The 20470-nt window shown below is 33.0% G+C and carries 22 protein-coding genes; 2 read left to right on the top strand and 20 right to left on the bottom strand.

Annotated elements, in window-relative coordinates; translation table 11 throughout:
- Positions 1 to 46 precede the first annotated feature (46 nt).
- The 11 genes from kduD to AAA926_RS09365 all read right to left on the bottom strand — a co-directional run bounded on the left by kduD (position 47) and on the right by AAA926_RS09365 (position 10090).
- Complete coding sequence (gene kduD, locus AAA926_RS09415; protein WP_034980612.1) at positions 47 to 862, bottom strand: 2-dehydro-3-deoxy-D-gluconate 5-dehydrogenase KduD; 816 nt, start codon at positions 860 to 862, stop codon at positions 47 to 49.
- A gap of 12 nt (positions 863 to 874) precedes the next feature.
- Complete coding sequence (gene kduI, locus AAA926_RS09410) at positions 875 to 1708, bottom strand: 5-dehydro-4-deoxy-D-glucuronate isomerase (protein WP_198181169.1); 834 nt, start codon at positions 1706 to 1708, stop codon at positions 875 to 877.
- Positions 1709 to 1735: 27 nt separating this feature from the next.
- Entirely contained in the window at positions 1736 to 3313 is a 1578-nt protein-coding gene (locus tag AAA926_RS09405) for a right-handed parallel beta-helix repeat-containing protein (RefSeq protein ID WP_198181114.1), read from the bottom strand.
- 1 nt (position 3314) lies between these two features.
- Complete coding sequence (locus tag AAA926_RS09400) at positions 3315 to 5234, bottom strand: heparinase II/III family protein (protein ID WP_198181113.1); 1920 nt, start codon at positions 5232 to 5234, stop codon at positions 3315 to 3317.
- Positions 5221 to 5508, bottom strand: coding sequence for a preprotein translocase subunit YajC (yajC, locus tag AAA926_RS09395; RefSeq protein WP_081945362.1), 288 nt, complete (start codon positions 5506 to 5508; stop codon positions 5221 to 5223). The genes AAA926_RS09400 and yajC overlap by 14 nt, the downstream gene beginning before the upstream one ends.
- A gap of 3 nt (positions 5509 to 5511) precedes the next feature.
- A complete protein-coding gene (locus AAA926_RS09390) occupies positions 5512 to 5940 on the bottom strand; it encodes a PTS sugar transporter subunit IIA (RefSeq protein ID WP_198181112.1) in 429 nt (142 codons plus the stop codon).
- 11 nt (positions 5941 to 5951) lie between these two features.
- A complete protein-coding gene (locus tag AAA926_RS09385; protein WP_034980604.1) occupies positions 5952 to 6767 on the bottom strand; it encodes a PTS system mannose/fructose/sorbose family transporter subunit IID in 816 nt (271 codons plus the stop codon).
- On the bottom strand, positions 6757 to 7539 hold the full coding sequence (locus AAA926_RS09380) for a PTS mannose/fructose/sorbose/N-acetylgalactosamine transporter subunit IIC (protein ID WP_034980601.1): 783 nt from the start codon (positions 7537 to 7539) through the stop codon (positions 6757 to 6759). The genes AAA926_RS09385 and AAA926_RS09380 overlap by 11 nt, the downstream gene beginning before the upstream one ends.
- A 2-nt stretch (positions 7540 to 7541) precedes the next feature.
- Positions 7542 to 8051, bottom strand: a complete 510-nt coding sequence (locus tag AAA926_RS09375; protein WP_034980599.1) for a PTS sugar transporter subunit IIB — start codon at positions 8049 to 8051, stop codon at positions 7542 to 7544.
- Positions 8052 to 8066: 15 nt separating this feature from the next.
- Positions 8067 to 9245, bottom strand: coding sequence for a glycoside hydrolase family 88 protein (locus AAA926_RS09370; RefSeq protein WP_198181111.1), 1179 nt, complete (start codon positions 9243 to 9245; stop codon positions 8067 to 8069).
- Between the two features lie 92 nt (positions 9246 to 9337).
- Positions 9338 to 10090 carry an IclR family transcriptional regulator gene (locus AAA926_RS09365; RefSeq protein WP_198181110.1) on the bottom strand — a complete coding sequence of 251 codons (753 nt, stop codon included), beginning with the start codon at positions 10088 to 10090 and terminating at the stop codon, positions 9338 to 9340.
- A 100-nt stretch (positions 10091 to 10190) separates the two neighbouring features.
- On the opposite strand from AAA926_RS09365, the gene AAA926_RS09360 reads away from it, so the two are divergent.
- Entirely contained in the window at positions 10191 to 10847 is a 657-nt protein-coding gene (locus AAA926_RS09360) for a bifunctional 2-keto-4-hydroxyglutarate aldolase/2-keto-3-deoxy-6-phosphogluconate aldolase (protein WP_198181109.1), read from the top strand.
- A gap of 319 nt (positions 10848 to 11166) precedes the next feature.
- Here the strand turns inward: AAA926_RS09360 and lacB are convergent, their stop codons facing one another.
- From lacB to AAA926_RS09315, 9 genes are all read right to left on the bottom strand, one after another.
- Complete coding sequence (lacB, locus tag AAA926_RS09355) at positions 11167 to 11685, bottom strand: galactose-6-phosphate isomerase subunit LacB (RefSeq protein WP_198181168.1); 519 nt, start codon at positions 11683 to 11685, stop codon at positions 11167 to 11169.
- Positions 11686 to 11754: 69 nt separating this feature from the next.
- Positions 11755 to 12183, bottom strand: coding sequence for a galactose-6-phosphate isomerase subunit LacA (gene lacA, locus AAA926_RS09350; RefSeq protein WP_045927617.1), 429 nt, complete (start codon positions 12181 to 12183; stop codon positions 11755 to 11757).
- Between the two features lie 22 nt (positions 12184 to 12205).
- Complete coding sequence (locus tag AAA926_RS09345; protein ID WP_265893714.1) at positions 12206 to 12961, bottom strand: DeoR/GlpR family DNA-binding transcription regulator; 756 nt, start codon at positions 12959 to 12961, stop codon at positions 12206 to 12208.
- 294 nt (positions 12962 to 13255) lie between these two features.
- Entirely contained in the window at positions 13256 to 14185 is a 930-nt protein-coding gene (gene phnD, locus AAA926_RS09340; protein ID WP_223902695.1) for a phosphate/phosphite/phosphonate ABC transporter substrate-binding protein, read from the bottom strand.
- Between the two features lie 432 nt (positions 14186 to 14617).
- A complete protein-coding gene (locus tag AAA926_RS09335; protein ID WP_338207383.1) occupies positions 14618 to 15109 on the bottom strand; it encodes a PTS sugar transporter subunit IIA in 492 nt (163 codons plus the stop codon).
- A gap of 12 nt (positions 15110 to 15121) precedes the next feature.
- Positions 15122 to 16582: a glycoside hydrolase family 1 protein gene (locus tag AAA926_RS09330; protein ID WP_338207382.1), complete on the bottom strand. Its 1461-nt coding sequence runs from the start codon at positions 16580 to 16582 to the stop codon at positions 15122 to 15124.
- A gap of 8 nt (positions 16583 to 16590) precedes the next feature.
- On the bottom strand, positions 16591 to 17796 hold the full coding sequence (locus AAA926_RS09325) for a pyridoxal phosphate-dependent aminotransferase (RefSeq protein ID WP_338207381.1): 1206 nt from the start codon (positions 17794 to 17796) through the stop codon (positions 16591 to 16593).
- Positions 17797 to 17802: 6 nt separating this feature from the next.
- Positions 17803 to 19164, bottom strand: coding sequence for a PTS transporter subunit EIIC (locus AAA926_RS09320; protein ID WP_338207380.1), 1362 nt, complete (start codon positions 19162 to 19164; stop codon positions 17803 to 17805).
- 14 nt (positions 19165 to 19178) lie between these two features.
- The gene (locus AAA926_RS09315; RefSeq protein ID WP_338207379.1) at positions 19179 to 19550 is read right to left on the bottom strand and encodes a Rid family detoxifying hydrolase; all 372 of its coding nucleotides are present in this window, start codon (positions 19548 to 19550) and stop codon (positions 19179 to 19181) included.
- A 167-nt stretch (positions 19551 to 19717) separates the two neighbouring features.
- Between AAA926_RS09315 and AAA926_RS09310 the strand changes: the two genes are divergently transcribed.
- Positions 19718 to 20386, top strand: coding sequence for a helix-turn-helix transcriptional regulator (locus AAA926_RS09310; RefSeq protein ID WP_338207378.1), 669 nt, complete (start codon positions 19718 to 19720; stop codon positions 20384 to 20386).
- The last annotated feature ends 84 nt before the right edge of the window (positions 20387 to 20470 follow it).

Here is a 20470-nt window from a genome sequence, read left to right as displayed (position 1 = left end):
ATTTTTCACCAATAAAAAAGCGGCATTTGAGCCGCTCCCTATCATCCTATCTTACTAAATAACCTCCATCAACTGGTAAAATAATACCGTTAACATAGTTTGAAGCAGCACTAGCTAAGAAAACTGCTACTCCCATTAATTCTGATGGCTCTGCCCAATGACCGGCTGGAATTCGATCAAGAATTTCTTGGTTACGATCTTTGTCAGCACGAATCGGAGCAGTGTTAGCTGTTTTAATATAACCCGGTGCAATAGCATTAACTTGAATATTATAAGCACCTAGTTCACTGGCAAAAGATTTGGTGAGTCCTGCAACACCATGCTTTGAAGCTGTGTATGAGGGAATAAATTTACCACCTTGGAACGATAACATAGAACCGATATTTATGATTTTACCAGACTTTTGTTTGGCCATTACTTTAGCTGCTGCCATGGACATATGGTAAACTGCATTCAAATTAATATTAATAACTTTATCCCAATCTTCATCTTTTGATTCAAGCAATGGGTTACGTCTGATCATGCCAGCATTGTTAATTAAGATATCAATATGACCAAAAGTTTCTAGTGCTTTTTCTATAACTTGTTGGGGAACACCTGGCTTAGTCAAATCAACATCCATAAATTCTACTTTCCGTCCACGCTTTTCAATCATTGCGCGAGTATTATCCCATTCAAGTGTGCCAAAAGTAGGAATAAATATATCTGCTCCGGCTTCTGCCAAAGCAATTGCATATCCTTGTCCTAAACCAGTATTACCGCCAGTAATAATAGCTACCTTACCTGACAAATCAAAATAACTCATTTTAAACTTGTCTAGTGCTTTTTCATTATTCTTGATTTCTTCTTTTGATTGTTCCATTTTTATCCTCTTTTAATTTAAATCTTCCATTGGAATTGTATCCATATCGTCATAAGTTTGATTTTCACCGGCCATAGCCCAAATAAAAGCATAGTTTGTTGTGCCTACTCCACAATGTATCGACCAACTGGGATTGATTACAGCTTGTTCATTCCTGATAACTATTTCTTTGGTTTCATTTGGTTTACCTAAAATGTGAAACACACGAGTATCTGAAGAAGCAAACTCACAATAGAGGTAAGTTTCCATACGTCTAGCATGAGTATGTGCAGGCATCGTATTCCACCCTGAACCACTATCTAAAACGGTATATCCCATCTGTAATTGACAGGTATCCATCTGACTAGCATCAATGTATTTATAAATAGTCCGTTTATTCATGTGTTCTTGATCCCCCAAGCACTTCTTGAGAGCATCTTTAAATAACAACTTTTTATTAGGATATGTTTTCTGTGCTGGTGTTGATACAACATAGTACTTTGCGGGATCTTTAACATTTGTAGAAGTGAATACTACATGCTTATTTCCTTTACCAATATAAAAGCCATCATGTTTGGTCATTTGTTCTTTCTTACCGTCAATTTCTAAAGCTCCATCGCCTCCTAAATTAATAATTCCTAATTCCCGTCTTTGAAGGAAATATTCTACTCCTAAATCCTTATTTAAAACTATTTCTAGGGGCTTCTTGGTGGGCATTACTCCACCAAGAATCATTCGATCATTGTATGTATAAGTCAAATTTATTTTTCCTGGTTCGAATACTTTTTCAACTAAAAATTGATCTCTTAAATCTGAAGTTGAATAATTTTTTATATCTTCAGGATTATGACCATAATTAATATTCATTTTCATAAAATAAAAACCTTTCTTATATTACTTTAATTCTAAGGGCCCAATTGAAGGCGTTACAGAAACAGGATTCCCATAAAAGTCTGTTAAATTATTTGCTATTCTTGTACCAGAATTTTGTAACTCTTTCATTTGCAATAATTCAGCGATGTTGATATTTTTTATTCCTGGATTGCTATTTTGAATATCAGCTAGTAATTGTGCTACAAATTCCGGATTTTTTAACTTAATATTTTGACTATTAACAAACCATCTGTCATTAAAACCGTAAGTAGCATTATTAGAAATATCTATATCACCAGTCATATTATCATCATTAAAAGCTTTTATTGTTCCTGATTTAGACACAAGGACATTATTTACGAATTTCAGAGCTCTATTTTGAGAACTTGTCTTAAAAATTTCAGCTGTGTTGGGATTGGTAATAAACAAGTTGTTATAAATGTCAACCTTTTCTGTATCAACATCCGGTAAGTAAGAAATTAACTTATTATTGTCCCACCCATCGTTAATGCTGACATTATATCTGAATACTCCATTTCTAGAATAATTCATAAATAACACTGTGCCGCGAGCATTATCATGAGAATAATTGTGCTGAACAATAACGTTTTTGCAATTTAAGTCAATATCAAAAGCTGTGCCATCGTTACTACCATACATGCCGTTGGCAACTTCATTTCCTTCAACTACAACGTTGTCTGAAGACATTACCCATAATCCAGCATAGTTATAATTAGTATTTGCATTACAGAACTTGTTAACAACATTGTTTTTGACTGTGCCTTCACTTGCGACTTCAGAGATAATCATTCCATCACCAAACACATCGTCGACAGTGTTATTTTCATAATTAATATTTTTATTTAACTTGGGATAACTTTCCGAACCATTAGAATAAAGCATCGTTGTTTTATTCCTAATTCCAGCGGTAGCCACATTCTTGACTTGATTATCTGTTACCGAAACATTCTGAAATCCGAAGTTTTTGCTTTTGTTGATTTTGCCATTAAGATCTTCATTTATTCCAATCAGTACGATTCCACCTGTTACTTTCCAGGCGTGATCCACTTGTGTATCAGAATTAACATCATGAACAAAATTACGAGTAATTGTAATATTCTTTTCAGGTGTATTGGTATTATTGATAACTAAGATTCCCGATCTTTGCGAATGAACCGTGGTACTATAATTTGTAACTTCCAGATTTTTAATAATCCAATCATGTTGATTAATTAACATCACAGTCCCAGAATTTCTAACATAATTAGCTGTACCATTACCATTAATAAGAGGCTTTATTTTTCCACCATATTTGCTGATTGCAATTGGTTGATTTTCATTACCGTTTCCTTGAGGATGAAGTTGACCATTCCATGTAGCTCCACTCTTAAATAAAATTTTATCGCCAGGTAAAAATTTAACAGAATTTACTTTACCCAGAGTTTTCCAAGCGTGGTTTTTACTCAACCCGTTGTTTGAGTCTGCTCCCTTAGGATCAACATAATATGTAGCCGCCTTAACATCTGTTTGGGTAAAAGCTATGCCAAAAGCAGCTAAAACTATAGTTATTATAAAAGAAAGGGTTTGTTTCTTTTTCATTTTAATTCACCTCTTCCTTATTGGACCCTTCTTTAACGCCTATGTTGCCGTAAAAAGGCAAATTATTTATAAAATATAATTTATTTCCTTTAATAGTATTTTGATGCTGAATGTCAACAGTTATCTTCTTTTTCCCTTTTAAAGAAATGACTAAACCGTAATTGTGAATATCGCTGGTATCAACTTTACCATTTCTTACTGAATTAACATGCTCAACATTTTCAATCACATCTTTTTTGCCAATTACTGTGTAGGAAACATTGTTGTTTTCAAATTTATCCGAAATAATTAGTTTAAAAGTGTCCTGTAATTGATTGTACCTATCTGAAATGATTTGCTTTTCAAATTCAACCTTTTTTAGCGAATGAAATAAATAATATTCATTTTTCTCAGTGCTAATTTTAATTTGGCTTCGGGTTATTTCTTTCATTTTGCACATAGGGCTAAAAATCCAGTTATCACTCTGTAGATGTTTACCAGTATTTTCCAAAACATCTACAACAACCATTATTTCATGAGCCTTAATCCAGATATAATATCTCGTTACAATGTATTTTGCCTTTTTATCAATATACGAACATTTAACACTGTCAAATTTCTTAAAATGCTGTACTTCGTTCCTTTGATTTGAGACCACTGTGCTAAACTTCCAAGAATTTAAAGGAACAGTAGGAAAAGAATTATCTACCAGAACAACATTATGTGAATAGCCCGACTTCAAATTTCTCCGCTCATGTGAATTAACATATGTGTATCTTCCAGGATCAAGAAAAATGTCTTCATTATTAATGACCAGATCTATATGACCGGAAGCTGCATGACCATGACCACTTCCTAAATTGCCATTATATATATGCCAATAATCTTTTTTACTCGTATCCTTAAAGAAAAAGTTCCCTGAAATAACTGAATCATAATATTTTTTAGTAGTTAAATCTTGTGAAGCAAAATCTACTTCTGCATTATCTGCAAGAGAAATTAATAAAAAATCATAATACGCATCTGGATAATATTGACCATCTAAAAGGTATTTTGCTGTGGCAATTAAGTCGTCAATTTTAATTGAATCTGTGTCACCTTGCTGTAAAAGCTGGCCATTTGGTTTAACCAAGTAATCACATACTTGAAGCATTCTTTTCAAAACAACTATAATATCTTGCGGGACAGGCTCGCCATTAGCTTTAAAACTGGCCACAACAGATAACGAACTTCTAAACACTTCAATAAAATAAAGTGGTGACTGTTCCCATTGCAGACCTGTTTCATCAATTTGCAGTTTTAACTCTTGAATTAATTTCTTTAAAGCCCAATCTGCAATTTGACTGCTTATTACATCAGGATGTTCAGCAGAAAAAGTTAGTATTCCTGTAGTTATTAATACGCCCCAATTACTTAAATCATACTTTTCAATGTAATTATCTCTTAAATACTTAGCTTGACGTTTTACTGAGTCATTAATTTGAGTGATTTCTTCTAAATTAATAATTTCCTTGCTAATTAAATAACTGAGAGGTTTTGACCAATTCAATAACCTTATTCCTGTATCAATTGTTCGCCAAGTTTTATACCGTATTGAGTCTTGCATATCATTATTTTTTAGCCATTCAAAAATTAAAGTTTTTATTTCAAATAAATATTTAACTTCATTTGTTTGAAGATAAGAATATAAAAGATCCTGTAAGTATTCTTGACGTTTTAAAACATAAAGCCATTCAGGATCACCATTAGGTGACTTTAACCAACTATTTAACTGATAAATTTCGGGGCTCGGCTCCATATCATAAGCATGTTGAAATCGAAATTGATTGTTCAAGACTAATTTTGCGTTTTGCAAATAGTCTTTTGCATATGAAATTCTGCCTTCATGAACCAAGCTCTTTAAATTGATTTTTCGTTTTTCTTCCATATTATTCAGATTCATTTTTGACTTTCGAAGCTATACCATGCTTATTGACTTTGATTACGGCATTATCTGTAACTTTTAAATTAATATAGTCTTTAGTTATGCTTTTAATGGTTCCTACAACGCCACTAAGCAGCATTACTTTTTCACCATTCTGTAACGAAGAAAAAAAGTTATCCATTTCTGTTTTTTTCCTTTCGTTGCTCTTTTTTCTGGCAATGGGAATAACTACAAAATAAAGAATTATCAATATAATTACCATGATGGTTATTAAAATGTTAATCCACGACACTTTTTAGCACTCTTTTTCTAAATCTTTTCGACAAGTAATTTCTTTCATTAAAGATTTTGATTCAGTAATTACATGCATAATTACTTCATCAATGTTTTGAGTAGTTAGCTGATCAGACATATTTTTAAGATATATATCTAAGACTAAATTTAATGAAACTCCAGCAACGACACACTTATTTTTATCGTTTTGCAACAAAATCTTTTTAGCGACGATTTGATATGGAGCTCCCCCAATCATATCAGCAAAAAATATCACATTATCATGTGCTTTAAGATATTGATCAATATCTTTCTCAAATTGTTCATGAGTTGTTTCTTCGTTCAAATTAAAACATGCGATTCTGTCACAAGTTCCAGCAATTAATTTAACAGCTGACCTTATTCCAGAAGGAAAATTACCATGTCCTATGATACATACATCATATTTCATAATTATTTACCTCAAGGAACTAATATGCCCATAGCAGAAAGTGCTATTCCCAAGACTAATAGTAAAAGAATAATCTTATAAACCGTCCACTTTTTCTTAGTAATCAGCCAATAAACAAAGTAAATTAACAACACTGGCAATAAATACGGCATAATTTTATCTAAAAATGCCTGAACTGTGACTAATTGCGTCTTTCCTTTAATTACAGCGGAATATTTAAGTCCCAGATTCACTTTTACGAATGAAACAGATAATCCTGCTATAACAGTTAAACCAATTGTACTGGCAATATCAGCAATGACAGCCATTTTGTCACTCAAAGTATCAATGATACTTGTACCGACTTTCCAACCTAAATAGCCCATTAAGCATCTAACACCAAATGTAATTCCAAATAAACAGGCGAAGAACATTAATGGTGCATAAATGATACCTTGTAAAGCAAGTGAAGCAAAAATAGTAGAAAACAGTGGAGCTAAAGCAAACTGTGATAGTGCATCACCGATACCAGCTAAAGGTCCCATCAATGCCATCTTAATAGCTTGAACATCATTTTCGCTTTGACCGCTATCATACATAGCCAGCATTATGCTAGTAACAAAGGGATAAGGCTGTGGATTGGTATTATAAAATTCCAAGTTGGAAATAGCTACTCGCTTGAATTCTTGCTCATCATCTTGATAAATCTTATGTAATTCTGGCCAAATTGACTTTAAAACACCTGTTCCTTGCATATTTCCATAATTTTGAACATTTTGTAAATAATATGATCTTAAAACAGAGATGGCATAATCTTTTTTTGTTAGAACTGGTTTTCTAGATGCCATTTTCTACACCTCCATTGCTTTGTTTCTGATTATTATTTCCAGACTTCTTACGATTGTAATAATTGTTAAATGCTAATGCTACACCTACAAACGCAAGTCCAATAACTGGCATCTTGAGGTAAGCAACACAAATATATCCAAAAATAATTGCAGGAATGTATTCTTTTTTAAGCATGGTACTCATAATAAGTGCAAAACCGACAGCGGGAAGTAATCCACCTACAACGGTTAAGCCATTCATTAGCCACTGTGGAATCATCATTACAAATGCTCTTAAAGCTGAGGTACTTAATGTTGCTGTGAGACCAAACAAGAAAGCAAATAACATAAATTCCCACAAAGTTAAATTAGACATAATATTGAATTTGTGATATTTTCCTTCGCTAACAGCTTTTTTGGCAGAAGCCATAGAACCTGAATTAATAGTAAATATCAAAGTGATAATAAATGGTACCAACATAGCGAATGGATACGATAAAGTTAAAGCTGCACTAGGCGATAACTTGTGCATAGATATTGCTAAAATTGAACCAACAATACCTGGTCCAAGTGGGTTAGGTGGTGTTGAGCCTCCGGGTCCCACGCCAAAACCCATAAAGGCTAATTCAGCCGTGGCTCCAAAAATAACCGCAGTTTTTAAGTCACCTAAAATAAGACCAACACCAAAAGAAATAAATAAAGCCCTGTTAGTATATGTACCCCAAACTTGTCCCGCAAAACAAAATGCGGCCCATAAACCTACGAGTATTGCTTGCCAAACAGTAAAGTTCATAATTATTCTCCTTTCCATTCATCTACGTATTTATTCAAATTAAAATCTGACCCAACTTCGTTTCCAATAGGAGTAACACGAGTATTAAAATCAATATGATATTTATCGCGCATTGTTTTAAGGGCTGCCATATCTTGATGGTCTACCGAGATATAATTTGTGATTTTAGTTTTACCATCTTTAAAATGGATATTTCCTACATTTAATTTCTTAATTGGTACGCCTCCTTCTATTAGCTTTAACGTATCAGCAGCAGTTTTAACAATTATAAAAATTGATTGTTGAGGGGCTGCTTTAAAAATCTTGTCGATAGTTTCCGCAATTGTAAAAAATCTAACTCCAATCGAGTCTGGTAATAGTGACTTCATTAAAGTTTGCTGAATTGAACTCTTTGCAACCTCATCATTAGCAACTATGACCAAATTGACCCCTAAATTAGAAATCCATAATCTACCTTGACCATGAATTAATCTCTCATCCAAACGAACGGCAACAATATTAGGATTTGTCATTTAATTCGCCTTTTTCTACCAAAATACTTTCCAATCTTCATAAAATCTCATAAGTGCTTCAAAATAAAAGTAATCTCCCCAAATATTTCCTTCATCAACTCCTTTACCTGAATGCCAAGAGTACACACCATGATCCAATAATGGTGCGCCCGGTTTCAGATCTTTATTTGCATAATTATCAATCAAAGATCTCATCATTTTGTGCAGCAATATCACATATTTTTGCTTATAACTAAAAGATTCAGGTAAATTTTTTAGCATTTCAGCAATTCCACAAATTGCGATAGCACCCGAAGAGGAATCTTTAGGTTGATTATCACCATCATTGAAAATCAAATCCCAATATGGAATAAAATCAGCTGGTAATCTATTCAAAAAATAATTAGTTACGCCAGTAAAGATCTTAAAATCTTTATGATTATGACGATATTTGTAATGAAGTGGAATACCATATACAGCCCAAGCCTGACCTCTAGCCCAACTTGAGTCATTGCTATAACCTTGTTTAGTCATACCCTTTAGTGGCTTACCACTTTTTCTGTCAAAAAAGTATGTGTGATATGTAGAACCATTGTCTCTAATAACGGTATTAATAACATTTCGATAATGCTGATCAGCAACTTCACCATACTTAGAATTCTGGGTAACTTGTTCTGCCCAATAAAGTAAAGGAATGTTCATTAATGAATCAATGATTAGTCTGTATTCTTTATCATCTTCTAAATCGCCCCAAGCTTGAATAAATCTGCCGTTGGGCTGAAATCTCGATAATAAACAGTCAGCAGCTTTTAAGGCAATTTCCTTTGCTTTTTTATTTCCAGTAATTTTGTACTCACTAACTACTGAAGTTGAGTATAAAAAACCTAAATCATGGTGATTGACAGCAACTTTTTTATTAATTCTGTCTGCAAAAGAAGTAACATTTTTTTCTGCAATTTTTTTATAACCCGGTTCTTTAGTATGCTGATAAGCTAACCATAAAATTCCTGTCCAAAAGCCATTAGTCCATTCAGTATTACTAATTCTCTTGTACACCCCTTTAGTAGCGGCTGGTGCAGGAAAAAGATCATCAAAAAATTCAATGTTCAATTTAATTTGCTTTAATGCCTGGTCTATTGCTTTTTCGATTTCTTTTTTAGTTAAAAAAATTTCATAAATAGCATTATCATTTTTTCTGGTTAAGTCTTCATACATCGTCTTTTCCTTTCCATATAAGAAATTAAATTTCTTATTTATTCAAGCAAATAAAATATAATACAATGTAAGCGATTTTACAAGTACTTTTTTTAAATTATTTGATTAATTTGATCAACTGTTGATTTTACAAGCTTTTTTAAATCACTAAGTAACAATTCATCTAAACGATACTTCGGCGTACTTACACTTATCGCTCCAAAGACTTTACCATATTTCTGAATTGCGGCTCCGACACAAACAACCCCCGCCTGATTTTCTTGATTATCAATAGCATAGCCTTCATCTTGAACTGCAGCAATTTGTTTTTTTAATTCAGCAATACTAGTGATTGTATTAGGAGTACAAGGTCTTAATTCAACACTAGAGAAGTACTGATCTAATTCTATTTCCGTTTTCGTTGCCAAAATTGCTTTACCCATTGAAGAAGAATAGAGTTCGAGAGTTCCACCAACTTTAGAATTTAAGTTAACCGGTTGTGGACTATCAATTTTTTTAAGTAAAACTATTTGATCATGTTCTTCAATTCCCAAATTTACTGTCTCACTTGTTACTTTATTTAATTCAGTCAAATATGGTTCAGCAATAGTGACTATATCAAAGCTGCTCATTGCTCTACTCCCATATCCAATTAAATTCGTACCTAACGAATATTTTTTTTCAGATTTATCTTTTCTCACAAAATTTATGTAGTCCAAAGTATTCAATATTTTAAATGTTGTTGGCTTGGGTATAGCCGCTGCGCTGGATATTTGTTCCAAAGTTAAACTATTTTCTGATGCAGAAAGCACGTCCATTATTCTTTTTGCTTTTAAAAGGACAGTACCATAAAGTTTATCTGCCATAATTTATTTCCTTTCTTGATTAAAAAAACTGTAAGCGTTATACTCAAATTGAATTTATCATTTGTAATTATAATTTATTATTTGGAAACGAGAAGACAAAATGGATAAAAAAATAGATATTTTAAAATTAATTAATCAAAATTTCTTAGTTGCGGTTGTTAGAGGAGCTTCCGCTGAAGAGGCTTATAATGATGCCATCGCATGTATTGCTGGCGGCATCAAAACAATCGAACTCACCTATACCGTTCCCTCGGCTGATAGTGTAATCAAAAAATTAAAAGAAAAATACCAGAGCCATAATGATATCATAATAGGTGCTGGAACAATCTTGGATGAAGTTTCAACACGCTTGGCTATTTTAGCTGGTGCTGATTTTATTGTTGGTCCAAATTTCAACAAAAAAATTGCCTTAATTTCCAATTTATACCAAAGACCATATATTCCTGGATGCATGACCACAACAGAAATAACCACTGCCTTGTCCTATGGATCAGATATTGTCAAGGTATTTCCTGGTAATGTGCTAGGTACTGAATTTGTCAAAAGTATTTTAGGCCCAATTCCTAATGCCAACTTAATGCCTACTGGAGGCGTTGATATGAATAATATTTCAGATTGGGTAGAAGCAGGTGTTGCAGCAGTAGGGATAGGCAGTAATCTCGTGGGGCCAGGTAAAGATGGCAATTTTGATCTAGTTAAAGAAAATGCCCAAAAGTATGTTTCTAAATTAAAATCCAATAACCCAGTTAAATTATAAATCATTTTTAAGAACATTAATATTTAAACTAGTCAGTAACAATGAAATTATTAACTATTATATTTCTGACTTACTTTTCTAAATTGTAATTTGCAACATTAAATTATTTGTTACAAAGACAAAGGCTAATAAGATCATGTTATCAAAAACTTAATCTTACTAGCCTTTTTAAATAAAATTTTTATTAAGACACGATCACTCAAAGTAATATTTATAATAATTTGTTATTTTTGAGATATTAAAAAGCCATGATTTTACAATCATGGCTTTAATGTGCGATTAAAATTTTAATTCTTTATTTTTATATTATTTAGCTGTCTTAGTCGTGATATACGCCTTCAGCCCACTTCTTATTTTCTTCATCAAAGAAGTGTACGTTATCCTTTTGATCAGGATTTGGTTTGGCAATACCGTCTATTTTGGCAATTAACTCTTGTCTTTCTGGAGTAGACTCATATTTGGCATTTAAGAAAGAATCAACAATGTCAAAAATAAAGTCACGTCCTAAAACGATACCACCAAAACCAAGGATATTGGCATTCAACTCGCGCCGAGCATATTCAGCTTGAGCAACATCTCCAACCATTGCTGCACGAACGCCCTCGTTTTTATCTGCAGCGGTAGAAATACCGATACCAGTACCACAAAGGACAATACCTAAATCGGCACGACCATCAGCAACATCTTCAGCAACACGTTTACCGTAAATTGGATAGTGGGTTCTGGTATTATCATGAGTACCTTCATCAATGACCTGATATCCCTCTTCTTTTAAATGATCAGAAATAGCCATTTTAACAGAAGTAACGATATGATCATTACCTAAAGCAATGACCATATGCTTATCATTTTTAGGATCAACAAACTCGGGTTGTGGTCTATCATTATCTAGCATTAGTAAGCCTCCTTAAATCATTTCTTCAAGCATATTTAAACGCACTTGATGGCGGCCGCCAGCATATTCAGTATCCAAATAATGTTGCACGATTGAATAAGCCAGTTTTTCGCCTACAATACCGCTACCTAAAGCAATAGCTTTTGCACCATTGTGCATAGCAGTCATATGTGCAGTTCTTTCTTCATTAACATTTGCGGTAACCATGCCTTTAACCTTATTTGACGCCATGGCAGACCCTACGCCGTATTCGTCAAACATAATGGCTTTTTTAATGCCATTGTCTAATACTTCATGAGTTACCTTTAAACTAGATTCAACAAAATCCTCAGCGGGTTCCGGAGTAACATCCAAAACATCATAGTGATGTGCCTTCAGGTAATCTTTTACTTTTTCTTTTAAGGTAAAACCTGCCTTGTCACTACCAATGACAACCTTCATAGCCAAATCTCCTCTCAAAAAACTATTTATAAATAGTCGTAAATTGACTGTAATGCTTTTCCAACTCAGGCTCAATTCCCCGATTAGTAATTAAACCATCTACATTGCGCAAATCATAAAATTGGTGAAAATCACTATGATCCAATTTAGTATAATCAGCTGCCACAAATTTTATTTGCGAATGATTCAGTCCAATACCTTCGGTTTGACCTTCTTCTAAGTTAGCAGTTGTTAAAGAAGTATCTTTAATGCCATTAACACCGACAAAACCAACAGAAAATGACATAGTTTTTAACTCGTTATTGGCCAAAGCACCTACAAAAGCACCGCTGATTCTTCTGTAAGAACCGCCAACCATAATTAAATCGTAATCATTCATATTATTTTTGGCAGCTTCAAATACAGGCAATGAATTAGTAACAATGCGTAAATGTTTAACTTTGAGATTAGCCACCAGTAATTCTAACGTCGTCCCTGGTCCAACATAAATCGAATCATTTTCATGAATTAAATTACAAGCTCTCTTTGCTACTTCATATTTTTCTTTACTATGGATTTCACGTTTTTGCTCATAACTTTTTTCAGTACGGGTTTGATCAGACAATAATTGCGCGCCACCGTGAACACGTAAAATCTTACTTGCCTTGTGGAGCTCATTCAGATCTCGCCTGATCGTCATATCAGAAACTTTTAAAGCTTGTGCTAATTCGTCTACTGTGACAAATTTCTGTGTTTTTACAACTTGTAAAATAGTTTTCAGTCTTTCACTCTTTAACATTAGTAACCTACTTCTTAAACTAGATTATGCAACTAACTTAGTTCATTTTAATTATAGCTGTTCTCTTTTGTTTGTCAATGTTTGAAAGTGTTCGTTAACTAAATTTGAACTTAAATGTTGCGCTTGACCTTACCATATAAGTTAATAACTATAATCCACTGCTTTTTACCAAGAACAAAATTGTCTTTATTAGGAAAAGCCCTATTTAACTAAACTTAGTCTATATTTTATCTACAAAAAATGCATCTTTTAAGTTGAAAAAGATGCATTTTCTTCTATATTTAATCAGCGAAGCTACTTTTTAATTGACTCAGCAATTTTTTCATATTTACGAACAGTATCATAGTCACTATCTTTGGCTTTGACATATCCTTCATGCGAATAAACGCGTTCAATTACTTTTTTGCCTTCTTTAGATTTACCAATGGCAATAAATGCATTAGCTAATTTTTCCCGGAAGGATTTCGACAAACTCGGAATGACAGAAATAGTATCATTAGGAATTTCTGTTGTGTAATAAATTGGTACAACTTGTGACTTAATCTTAGGGTTGTCTTTAATAACATTATTACGGGCATCTTCAAAGACAAAGGCTGCATCAGTATCTTTATTTAAAACATTTAGAACCGCCTGATCATGTCCAGTTGTAGTAACCAGTTTACAGCTACGAGGAACATCCAGTCCCTTTTGCTTTAATTCGGCAACTGGGAAAATATAACCAGAAGTTGAGGTTGGGCTTTGAATAGAAATTTTCTTACCTTTAAGATCCCTCCAGCTCTTGATACCAGAGTCTTTTCTAACCAGAATTTCGGAATGGAAAGTATGAACTAACTTTTTAGTCCAATTACCATCTGGTCTAGTTAAACCAAAACGCTCTGACTGTAATAAAACATCAGCTGCATGCTGTTTATGTGCTTGGACATAGTCATCCCCTGGTAAAAAGCCGACATCTATTTTTTTAGATTTCATTGCTTCTACCAGTGCATTACCACTTGTTGAAACTGAAACGTGAACTGGAATTCCCAGACGCTTAGATAGCATTTTTTCCAATGGTTTGGCCTTAGTCTCAAGCGTATTAGCAGAAACGCTCGGTACGAACTGCACGTTGAGAGACTTTGGGGTACCGCTATCAGCTTGTTTTTTAGCTGAGTTAGAACACCCAGCAAGTAAAGCAGTGCCCAAAACTGCAATAGCACCAACTAAAAACTTCTTAAATTTTGGCATGATTTCCTCCTGATCTGGAAATATAGCAATCAAAAAAGACTTAGCATTTCACATTGCGTGATATGCCAAGTCCATTAATGATCATATTAAAAAACAGCAACAACAGTTTGCTTAGATAAGAAAGCCGCACTTTCCCCATAACAAGTTGCTCATAATTTTGAGTTAACACATGCATATGGAGAAATCTACCTCTCTTTCTTAGTCTAAGAAAATAATAGCACAATATTGAGAGTTATTACAGTAGTTTTATTCTCAAAAAATGTTATTTTATTGATTAAAAATAAGAAAGCGTTTTCCAAATAAATTAATAAATAAAATTTCGTTCCACTCTATTTAGGCTGCCTATTTTGTAAAAGAATTTTTTAACAAAATAGTGAATTATCTCAAAATGATAATTCACTAAGTCATCTATATTGAAACCGTATCTATATTTTACTTATTTTTCACCTTAATTTGCCCTATTTCTTCCCCATGTTTTATTTCTCTATTAATTATTTGAGGAAACTCGATACCTTCATTTAAATTAGTAAAAACAACTATTACAATATCATCTTTTTGTTCTTTTTCAACCATAGAGCGATTCATTGTACCAATATAATCATTTGAAAGTACCTTTTCTTTTTCTTTTACTTTAATACTAAACGGCTTCCCTTCCAACTCAACCGTATCAATTCCAAAATGAAGTAAAATTTCCAAACCGTTTTCTGTTTTTATTCCAAGAGCATGCTTTGTTGAAAAAATAGAAGAAATTATGCCTTTGACTGGAGAATACAAATCATCTGAATTCGGTTTAATTGCAAAGCCATCACCTAACATCTTTTTTGAAAAAATATCATCTTTTACTTCGGTTATTGGTACTAGTTCACCGTCTACGGGTGCTGTTATTTTAAGATTCTCCTCTTTCTTTTTAAAAAAACTTAGCATATCTTTCCCTTCTTACTCTAACTCATTTAAGTTCTCACCATTTGATTGTATTACCTTTTTATACCAATAATAACTGTCCTTTTTATAGCGTTTAAATGTGCCATTACCATAGTCATCAGCATCAACGTAAATAAAGCCATAGCGCTTAGACATTTCTCCAGTAGAACAGCTCACAAGATCAATAATACCCCAGGTGGTATATCCAATTAAATCTACACCATCAGTAATAGCTTCTTGCATCTGTTGAAGGTGCTTTTTAGTATAATCTATTCTATAGTCATCATGTACATGACAATCAGGGGTTATTTTGTCTAATGCACCTAAGCCATTTTCCGAAATAATAATTGGAACACGATAGCGATCATATACATGGTTTAAAGTATATCGCAGGCCCTTAGGATCTATTTGCCAATCCCAATCGTTAACTTTTAAATAAGGATTTTTTGCCCCACCCATAATATTTCCGGAGGTGCTCTTAGCCTTTTGTGGAGTACTAGTTTTGCATATAGTCATATAATAGCTAAAAGTATAAAAATCACATATTCCTTCTTTCAATATAGACTTATCTTCTTGAGAAATACTAATTTGAATATTATTTTCTTTAAAATATTCAAGGGCATAATATGGATATTCTCCGTAATGAAGAACATCACCACAAAAGCAATTACGAATTTGATCCTCATGTTGAGCTAATAAAATATCATCCGGTTTACATGTCAGTGGATATACAGTAATATGGCATATCATCGAACCAAACCTGAATTTAGGATTTATTTCCTTACCTAAAATTACGGTTTTTGCGTTAGCTATAAATTGGTTATGTAAGGCTTGAAATCTAAGATTTGGATTATCAACTTGATGCTGAAAATCTTCTGTTCCATCATTAATTATTCCACCATGATTCCAGTTGCCGAGTGGTACAGTAAGATCATTAATTTCATTAAATGGTATCCAATATTTTACATAGTTTTTGTATCGTTTCATTACTAATTCGGCAAATTTTATATAATCATCTATTGTTTTTCTTGAAGACCAATCTTGACCAATTTGAGTTAAATGTAATGGAAAATCGTTATGGTAGATTGTAACAAGTGGTTCGATATTATATTTTTTTAATTCAGCAAAGACTTTATCATAGAACTTTAGACCTGCTTGATTAGGCTTGTCATCATTACCATTAGGAAAAATTCTAGTCCATGCAATCGATAACCTAAGCATTTTAATTCCTTCATCGGCCAATAGCTTTATATCTTCTTTATAATGATGATAAAAATCAGCAGCTTTATGTGAAGGATAATAAACATCAGGATCTAGTTCCTTAGTTATTTTTCGAGCTTTAGTATGGGAGCCCAAGACCATAACATCTGTTATACTAGGACCTTTACCATCCTCATTCCAAGCACCTTCGCTTTGATTTGCAGCTATTGCTCCTCCCCAGAAAAAATTGGAAGGAAATTTATTCAACTTACGCATAGTTCCTCCTAATCTATAAATTTTGGATATTTCAGCAAAGACTTTTTAATTCGCTCAAGTACTCTAATTAAACGTTCATCACTTTTATAAGTTCCTAAAACTATCCTTAGGTAGCCTTCTCCGTTTGAACCGTAATTTGTACCGGAATTTAAAAAAACTTTTGCATCATTTATAAGAAAGTTTTGGACATCGTGAGACTTACCAAGTCCCGAAATGTTGATCCAACCTAAAAAACCTGATTCCGGTTTAAGCATTGAAACTCCCGGAATTGAATTAAAAATTTCATAAGCTTTATTCCTGCGATAATTGTATGATTGCTCAAATTTCTTCATAAACTGAGGATGCTTAAAAGCTTCAATCAAAGCAATTTGAGAAACTGTATTTGTTGCTCCAATAACACTAACTGCTGCACCATAGTATTTATCCATAAAATGATCATTTGTCATAATATAAGCTACACGAAAGCCACTGAGTCCCATCCCCTTTGATACTGAGCAAACAGTAACCGTCCTATCAAACATTCCTTCTAATGATGCGGGGGTTATGAATTTATTTTCAAACGTAAAATCCTCAAATGCCTGATCACATATCAAAACTAGATCATATTTTATAACTATTTGCCTTATCGCTTCTAAAGATTCTCGGTTAAACACTGTCGTCGTGGGATTATTCGGATGTGTAAGTACAATCATTTTAGTTTTTGGGGTAACTAATTTTTCTAAAGTTTTGGTTGTAATCTGATACCTATTTTCTTCTTTTAACTTCAGATAAACAGGTTTAGCCCCTAACAACTTTGTATTCTGAATATTATTTGGATAACAAGGAATAGGTAAAATTACTTCGTCTCCTTTTTCCAAAAATGGCATCATCGCAAAGAAAAGACCGGAATCAGAACCTGGAGTTACTAAAATATTTCTATCAGGATCAAGTTTAAGTTGGTTAAATTTTTCTGCCTTTTTGGCAATTTCAATCTTCAATTCTTCATTTCCAACAGGTGGGGTATAGTGCGTCGGTAATTCTCCTTTAAGAGCACGGACACTTTCATTTAATACTTCTAAAGGTACACACCGATCCGGATAAAATGGATCTGCCCAACCTAAAAGATCGACTCCTTGTTTTCCTAGATTTTGATAATTATTACCTACATCAGCCTTTTCAATCTTCGAAAATAAACCACCACTAATATTTTCAAAACTTGAATTAAATTGATTCATAAGTTGTTATTCCTCCTTAAGTGGCGTTTCTTCAAAACCAAATACGACAGTAATAATAGCAGAAACAACAAATGCAACTATAAAAGCTAAAACAACAAACCAAACATTATTAGGATCACCAATAAACATTGGTAATGTTAAAAACGAAGGGCCACCTAATGCATAGCACTTAGCTTTTAAAATACCTGCAACTAGACCACCGGCTGCTCCTCCAATACCAGCATATAAAAATGGTTTCTTTAAGCGAAGATTAACACCATAAATCGCTGGTTCTGTTACTCCACTTAAAGCTGAAATACATGCAGATGCTGCGACCGCCTTAGTGTCCCTATCTTTTGAACGAAGCCAAACACCGAAGGCTGCCCCAGCTTGACCCATGTTTGAACTTCCCGATGCAGGACTAATATGATTAAAACCATAACGAGAAATACTATCAACTAAAATTGGAACCATACCATGCTGTAAACCTGTAACAACTATAAGTGAGTAAAATGCACCATAAAGAAGACTGGCTATAATTCCCCACCGGTCAAACATTACATTAACTGCTGATGCTAATCCAGTACCGATCCATTGAGCTAGTGGTCCAATAATTAATAAAGCTATTGGAGTAGCAAGTAATAAAGTAAAAGCCGGTACTACAATAATTTTTATTGCTTTAGGAATTACTCTGTTTAGAAACTTTTCAATATATGAAGCAAACCATATAACTAATATGATTGGTAATACACTGGTTTGATAATCAACCAAATGCATAGTAATTCCAAAAAATTGCATGGTAGTTTTCCCTGCCGTTAAGTATTGAATAAATGTTGGATGCAACATTGCCCCAGCTATTCCTAACGCTACCGCGGTATTCATTTTAAAAATTTTAGAAGATGAATATGCCAGTAAGAATGGCAAGAAGTTAAACACACCATCACTAATTACATTTAATACGATATAAGTTTGTGATTTATCAGTTAACCAGTGACAAGCTAAACAAAGCGCAAGAATTGCTTTTATTAATCCTGAACCGGCAAGAGCTGGCACAATAGGATTAAAAATTCCGGCTATTGTGTTTAGGATGTTTGCTCCCCAGGTACTTTTAGAATGTTTTTCCTGAATTGTTCCTTTTTCTGCAGAATTATTCAAGTAATCTACAAAAGAGTTATATACTTCTTCTACATTAGGTCCTATTACTATTTGCCACTGATCACCCTTTTTTACGACTCCCATTATTCCTTTAAGATTCTTTATCTTATCAGTAAGTACAAGAGAATCATCATGAGTTGTTATGCGTAATCTTGTCATACAATGTGTATGCGTTGCAATATTAGCCTTGCCCCCCATATCTTTTACTATTTTTGAAACTAATTCGGTATACATTGTTGTCTCCCCCTTTATGCTTCAACTATTAATTCAATTTCGACTTTACTATTTAAAGGCAAATTATTGACCTCAACGCATGAACGAGCAGGGAAAGATTTAAAAGCCCTTTCATAGATTCGGTTAAAAATAGCGAAACTTGACATATCTGTTAAAAAGCATGTTGTTTTAACAACATCAGCAAAGGATTTGTTTAGCTCCGCTAAAATTATATTTATGTTTTTTATAACTTGTTCTGTTTGCCCAGATAAAGTTCCAGAATCAATTTTCCCAGAATTAGGATTAACAGGGATTTGACCCGATATAAAAATATATTTATCAGTGATGGTCGCTTGAGAATATGGACCTTTTGCAATTGATAAACCCGTAGCATTAAATTGTTTCATTTTTATCCTCTCTTTCTTAACTCAATCTCATATTAATACTAAAATATTTTTTAGTCAATGAATTATTTTACATTATGGTTTGATTTTAACTTTTTATAGTAATAAACTATAATTAAAAATTTTCTCCCTTTATATTGGAGTTAAAATTATTATCTTTTGGAGGAAAAATGAAACTTTCAAAAAATGATCTTAAAATTCTAGATTCATATAAAATCCTAATTTCTTCATTGAGTACTTATTTAGGTGAAGGATACGAAATTGTTTTACACAGTCTAGAAAATTACGGAAATTCAATAATTGGTATTTGTAATGGTCAGCTAAGTGGTCGTAAAATTGGTGACCCAATTACTGACTTAGCTTTACATATTTTGGAAAAGATAGAATCAGGAAAGCAATCTAATGATTATATGACCTACTTTAATCGCAATGCTAAGGGAGAACCAATTAAAGCAATGACCTCTGTTATTAGAGGAAATAATAACCGGATTATAGGCTTGTTGTGTATTAATTTTTATTTGAATACGCCATTCACACGAATTATGGGAAATTTCATTCCACAACATAATTCTTTACAACAAGCAAAAGTTATTGAAAACTTTGAGAACTCTACAGATGAATTGATTTCAGCTGCTGTAAATAAGGCAAGAGCTGATGTCGATGCTGATGCTACTATTAATTCTAAAGACCATAACAAACAGATTATTTTAAAACTAAAAGAGAATGGAATTTTTAGTATGAAAAAGGCCATTCCAACTGTGGCTAAGCAACTTAAAATTTCAAAAAACACGATATATTTGCATCTACGCAACAGTGAAAAAAATAATTGTTTCAGGTAATAAAAGCTAAAAAGTATTTAGAGAAAAACTACTTTTTAGACAAAACAAAAGGACTAACTCGATCGAAATCGAAAATTAGTCCTC

The sequence above is a fragment of the Lactobacillus juensis genome (assembly GCF_036246285.1).
In the GTDB taxonomy this organism is placed as follows: domain Bacteria; phylum Bacillota; class Bacilli; order Lactobacillales; family Lactobacillaceae; genus Lactobacillus; species Lactobacillus juensis.
The sequence above is the reverse complement of the archived record's forward strand: the minus strand, read 5'-3'. Positions and strand labels throughout refer to the sequence as shown.

What these genes read in the sequence shown, in the direction of transcription:
- AAA926_RS09380 (WP_034980601.1), bottom strand. Translation starts at nt 7,539, where the DNA reads ATGAACTTTACTGTTTGGCAAGCAATACTCGTAGGTTTATGGGCCGCA.
- kduD (WP_034980612.1), bottom strand. Translation starts at nt 862, where the DNA reads ATGGAACAATCAAAAGAAGAAATCAAGAATAATGAAAAAGCACTAGAC.
- AAA926_RS09325 (WP_338207381.1), bottom strand. Translation starts at nt 17,796, where the DNA reads ATGAATCAATTTAATTCAAGTTTTGAAAATATTAGTGGTGGTTTATTT.
- AAA926_RS09385 (WP_034980604.1), bottom strand. Translation starts at nt 6,767, where the DNA reads ATGGCATCTAGAAAACCAGTTCTAACAAAAAAAGATTATGCCATCTCT.
- AAA926_RS09390 (WP_198181112.1), bottom strand. Translation starts at nt 5,940, where the DNA reads ATGAAATATGATGTATGTATCATAGGACATGGTAATTTTCCTTCTGGA.
- AAA926_RS09315 (WP_338207379.1), bottom strand. Translation starts at nt 19,550, where the DNA reads ATGAAACAATTTAATGCTACGGGTTTATCAATTGCAAAAGGTCCATAT.
- AAA926_RS09330 (WP_338207382.1), bottom strand. Translation starts at nt 16,582, where the DNA reads ATGCGTAAGTTGAATAAATTTCCTTCCAATTTTTTCTGGGGAGGAGCA.
- phnD (WP_223902695.1), bottom strand. Translation starts at nt 14,185, where the DNA reads ATGCCAAAATTTAAGAAGTTTTTAGTTGGTGCTATTGCAGTTTTGGGC.
- AAA926_RS09320 (WP_338207380.1), bottom strand. Translation starts at nt 19,164, where the DNA reads ATGTATACCGAATTAGTTTCAAAAATAGTAAAAGATATGGGGGGCAAG.
- AAA926_RS09400 (WP_198181113.1), bottom strand. Translation starts at nt 5,234, where the DNA reads ATGAATCTGAATAATATGGAAGAAAAACGAAAAATCAATTTAAAGAGC.
- AAA926_RS09405 (WP_198181114.1), bottom strand. Translation starts at nt 3,313, where the DNA reads ATGAAAAAGAAACAAACCCTTTCTTTTATAATAACTATAGTTTTAGCT.
- AAA926_RS09375 (WP_034980599.1), bottom strand. Translation starts at nt 8,051, where the DNA reads ATGACAAATCCTAATATTGTTGCCGTTCGTTTGGATGAGAGATTAATT.
- AAA926_RS09365 (WP_198181110.1), bottom strand. Translation starts at nt 10,090, where the DNA reads ATGGCAGATAAACTTTATGGTACTGTCCTTTTAAAAGCAAAAAGAATA.
- AAA926_RS09345 (WP_265893714.1), bottom strand. Translation starts at nt 12,961, where the DNA reads ATGTTAAAGAGTGAAAGACTGAAAACTATTTTACAAGTTGTAAAAACA.
- kduI (WP_198181169.1), bottom strand. Translation starts at nt 1,708, where the DNA reads ATGAATATTAATTATGGTCATAATCCTGAAGATATAAAAAATTATTCA.
- AAA926_RS09360 (WP_198181109.1), top strand. Translation starts at nt 10,191, where the DNA reads ATGGATAAAAAAATAGATATTTTAAAATTAATTAATCAAAATTTCTTA.
- lacB (WP_198181168.1), bottom strand. Translation starts at nt 11,685, where the DNA reads ATGGTCATTGCTTTAGGTAATGATCATATCGTTACTTCTGTTAAAATG.
- AAA926_RS09370 (WP_198181111.1), bottom strand. Translation starts at nt 9,245, where the DNA reads ATGTATGAAGACTTAACCAGAAAAAATGATAATGCTATTTATGAAATT.
- AAA926_RS09310 (WP_338207378.1), top strand. Translation starts at nt 19,718, where the DNA reads ATGAAACTTTCAAAAAATGATCTTAAAATTCTAGATTCATATAAAATC.
- AAA926_RS09335 (WP_338207383.1), bottom strand. Translation starts at nt 15,109, where the DNA reads ATGCTAAGTTTTTTTAAAAAGAAAGAGGAGAATCTTAAAATAACAGCA.
- lacA (WP_045927617.1), bottom strand. Translation starts at nt 12,183, where the DNA reads ATGAAGGTTGTCATTGGTAGTGACAAGGCAGGTTTTACCTTAAAAGAA.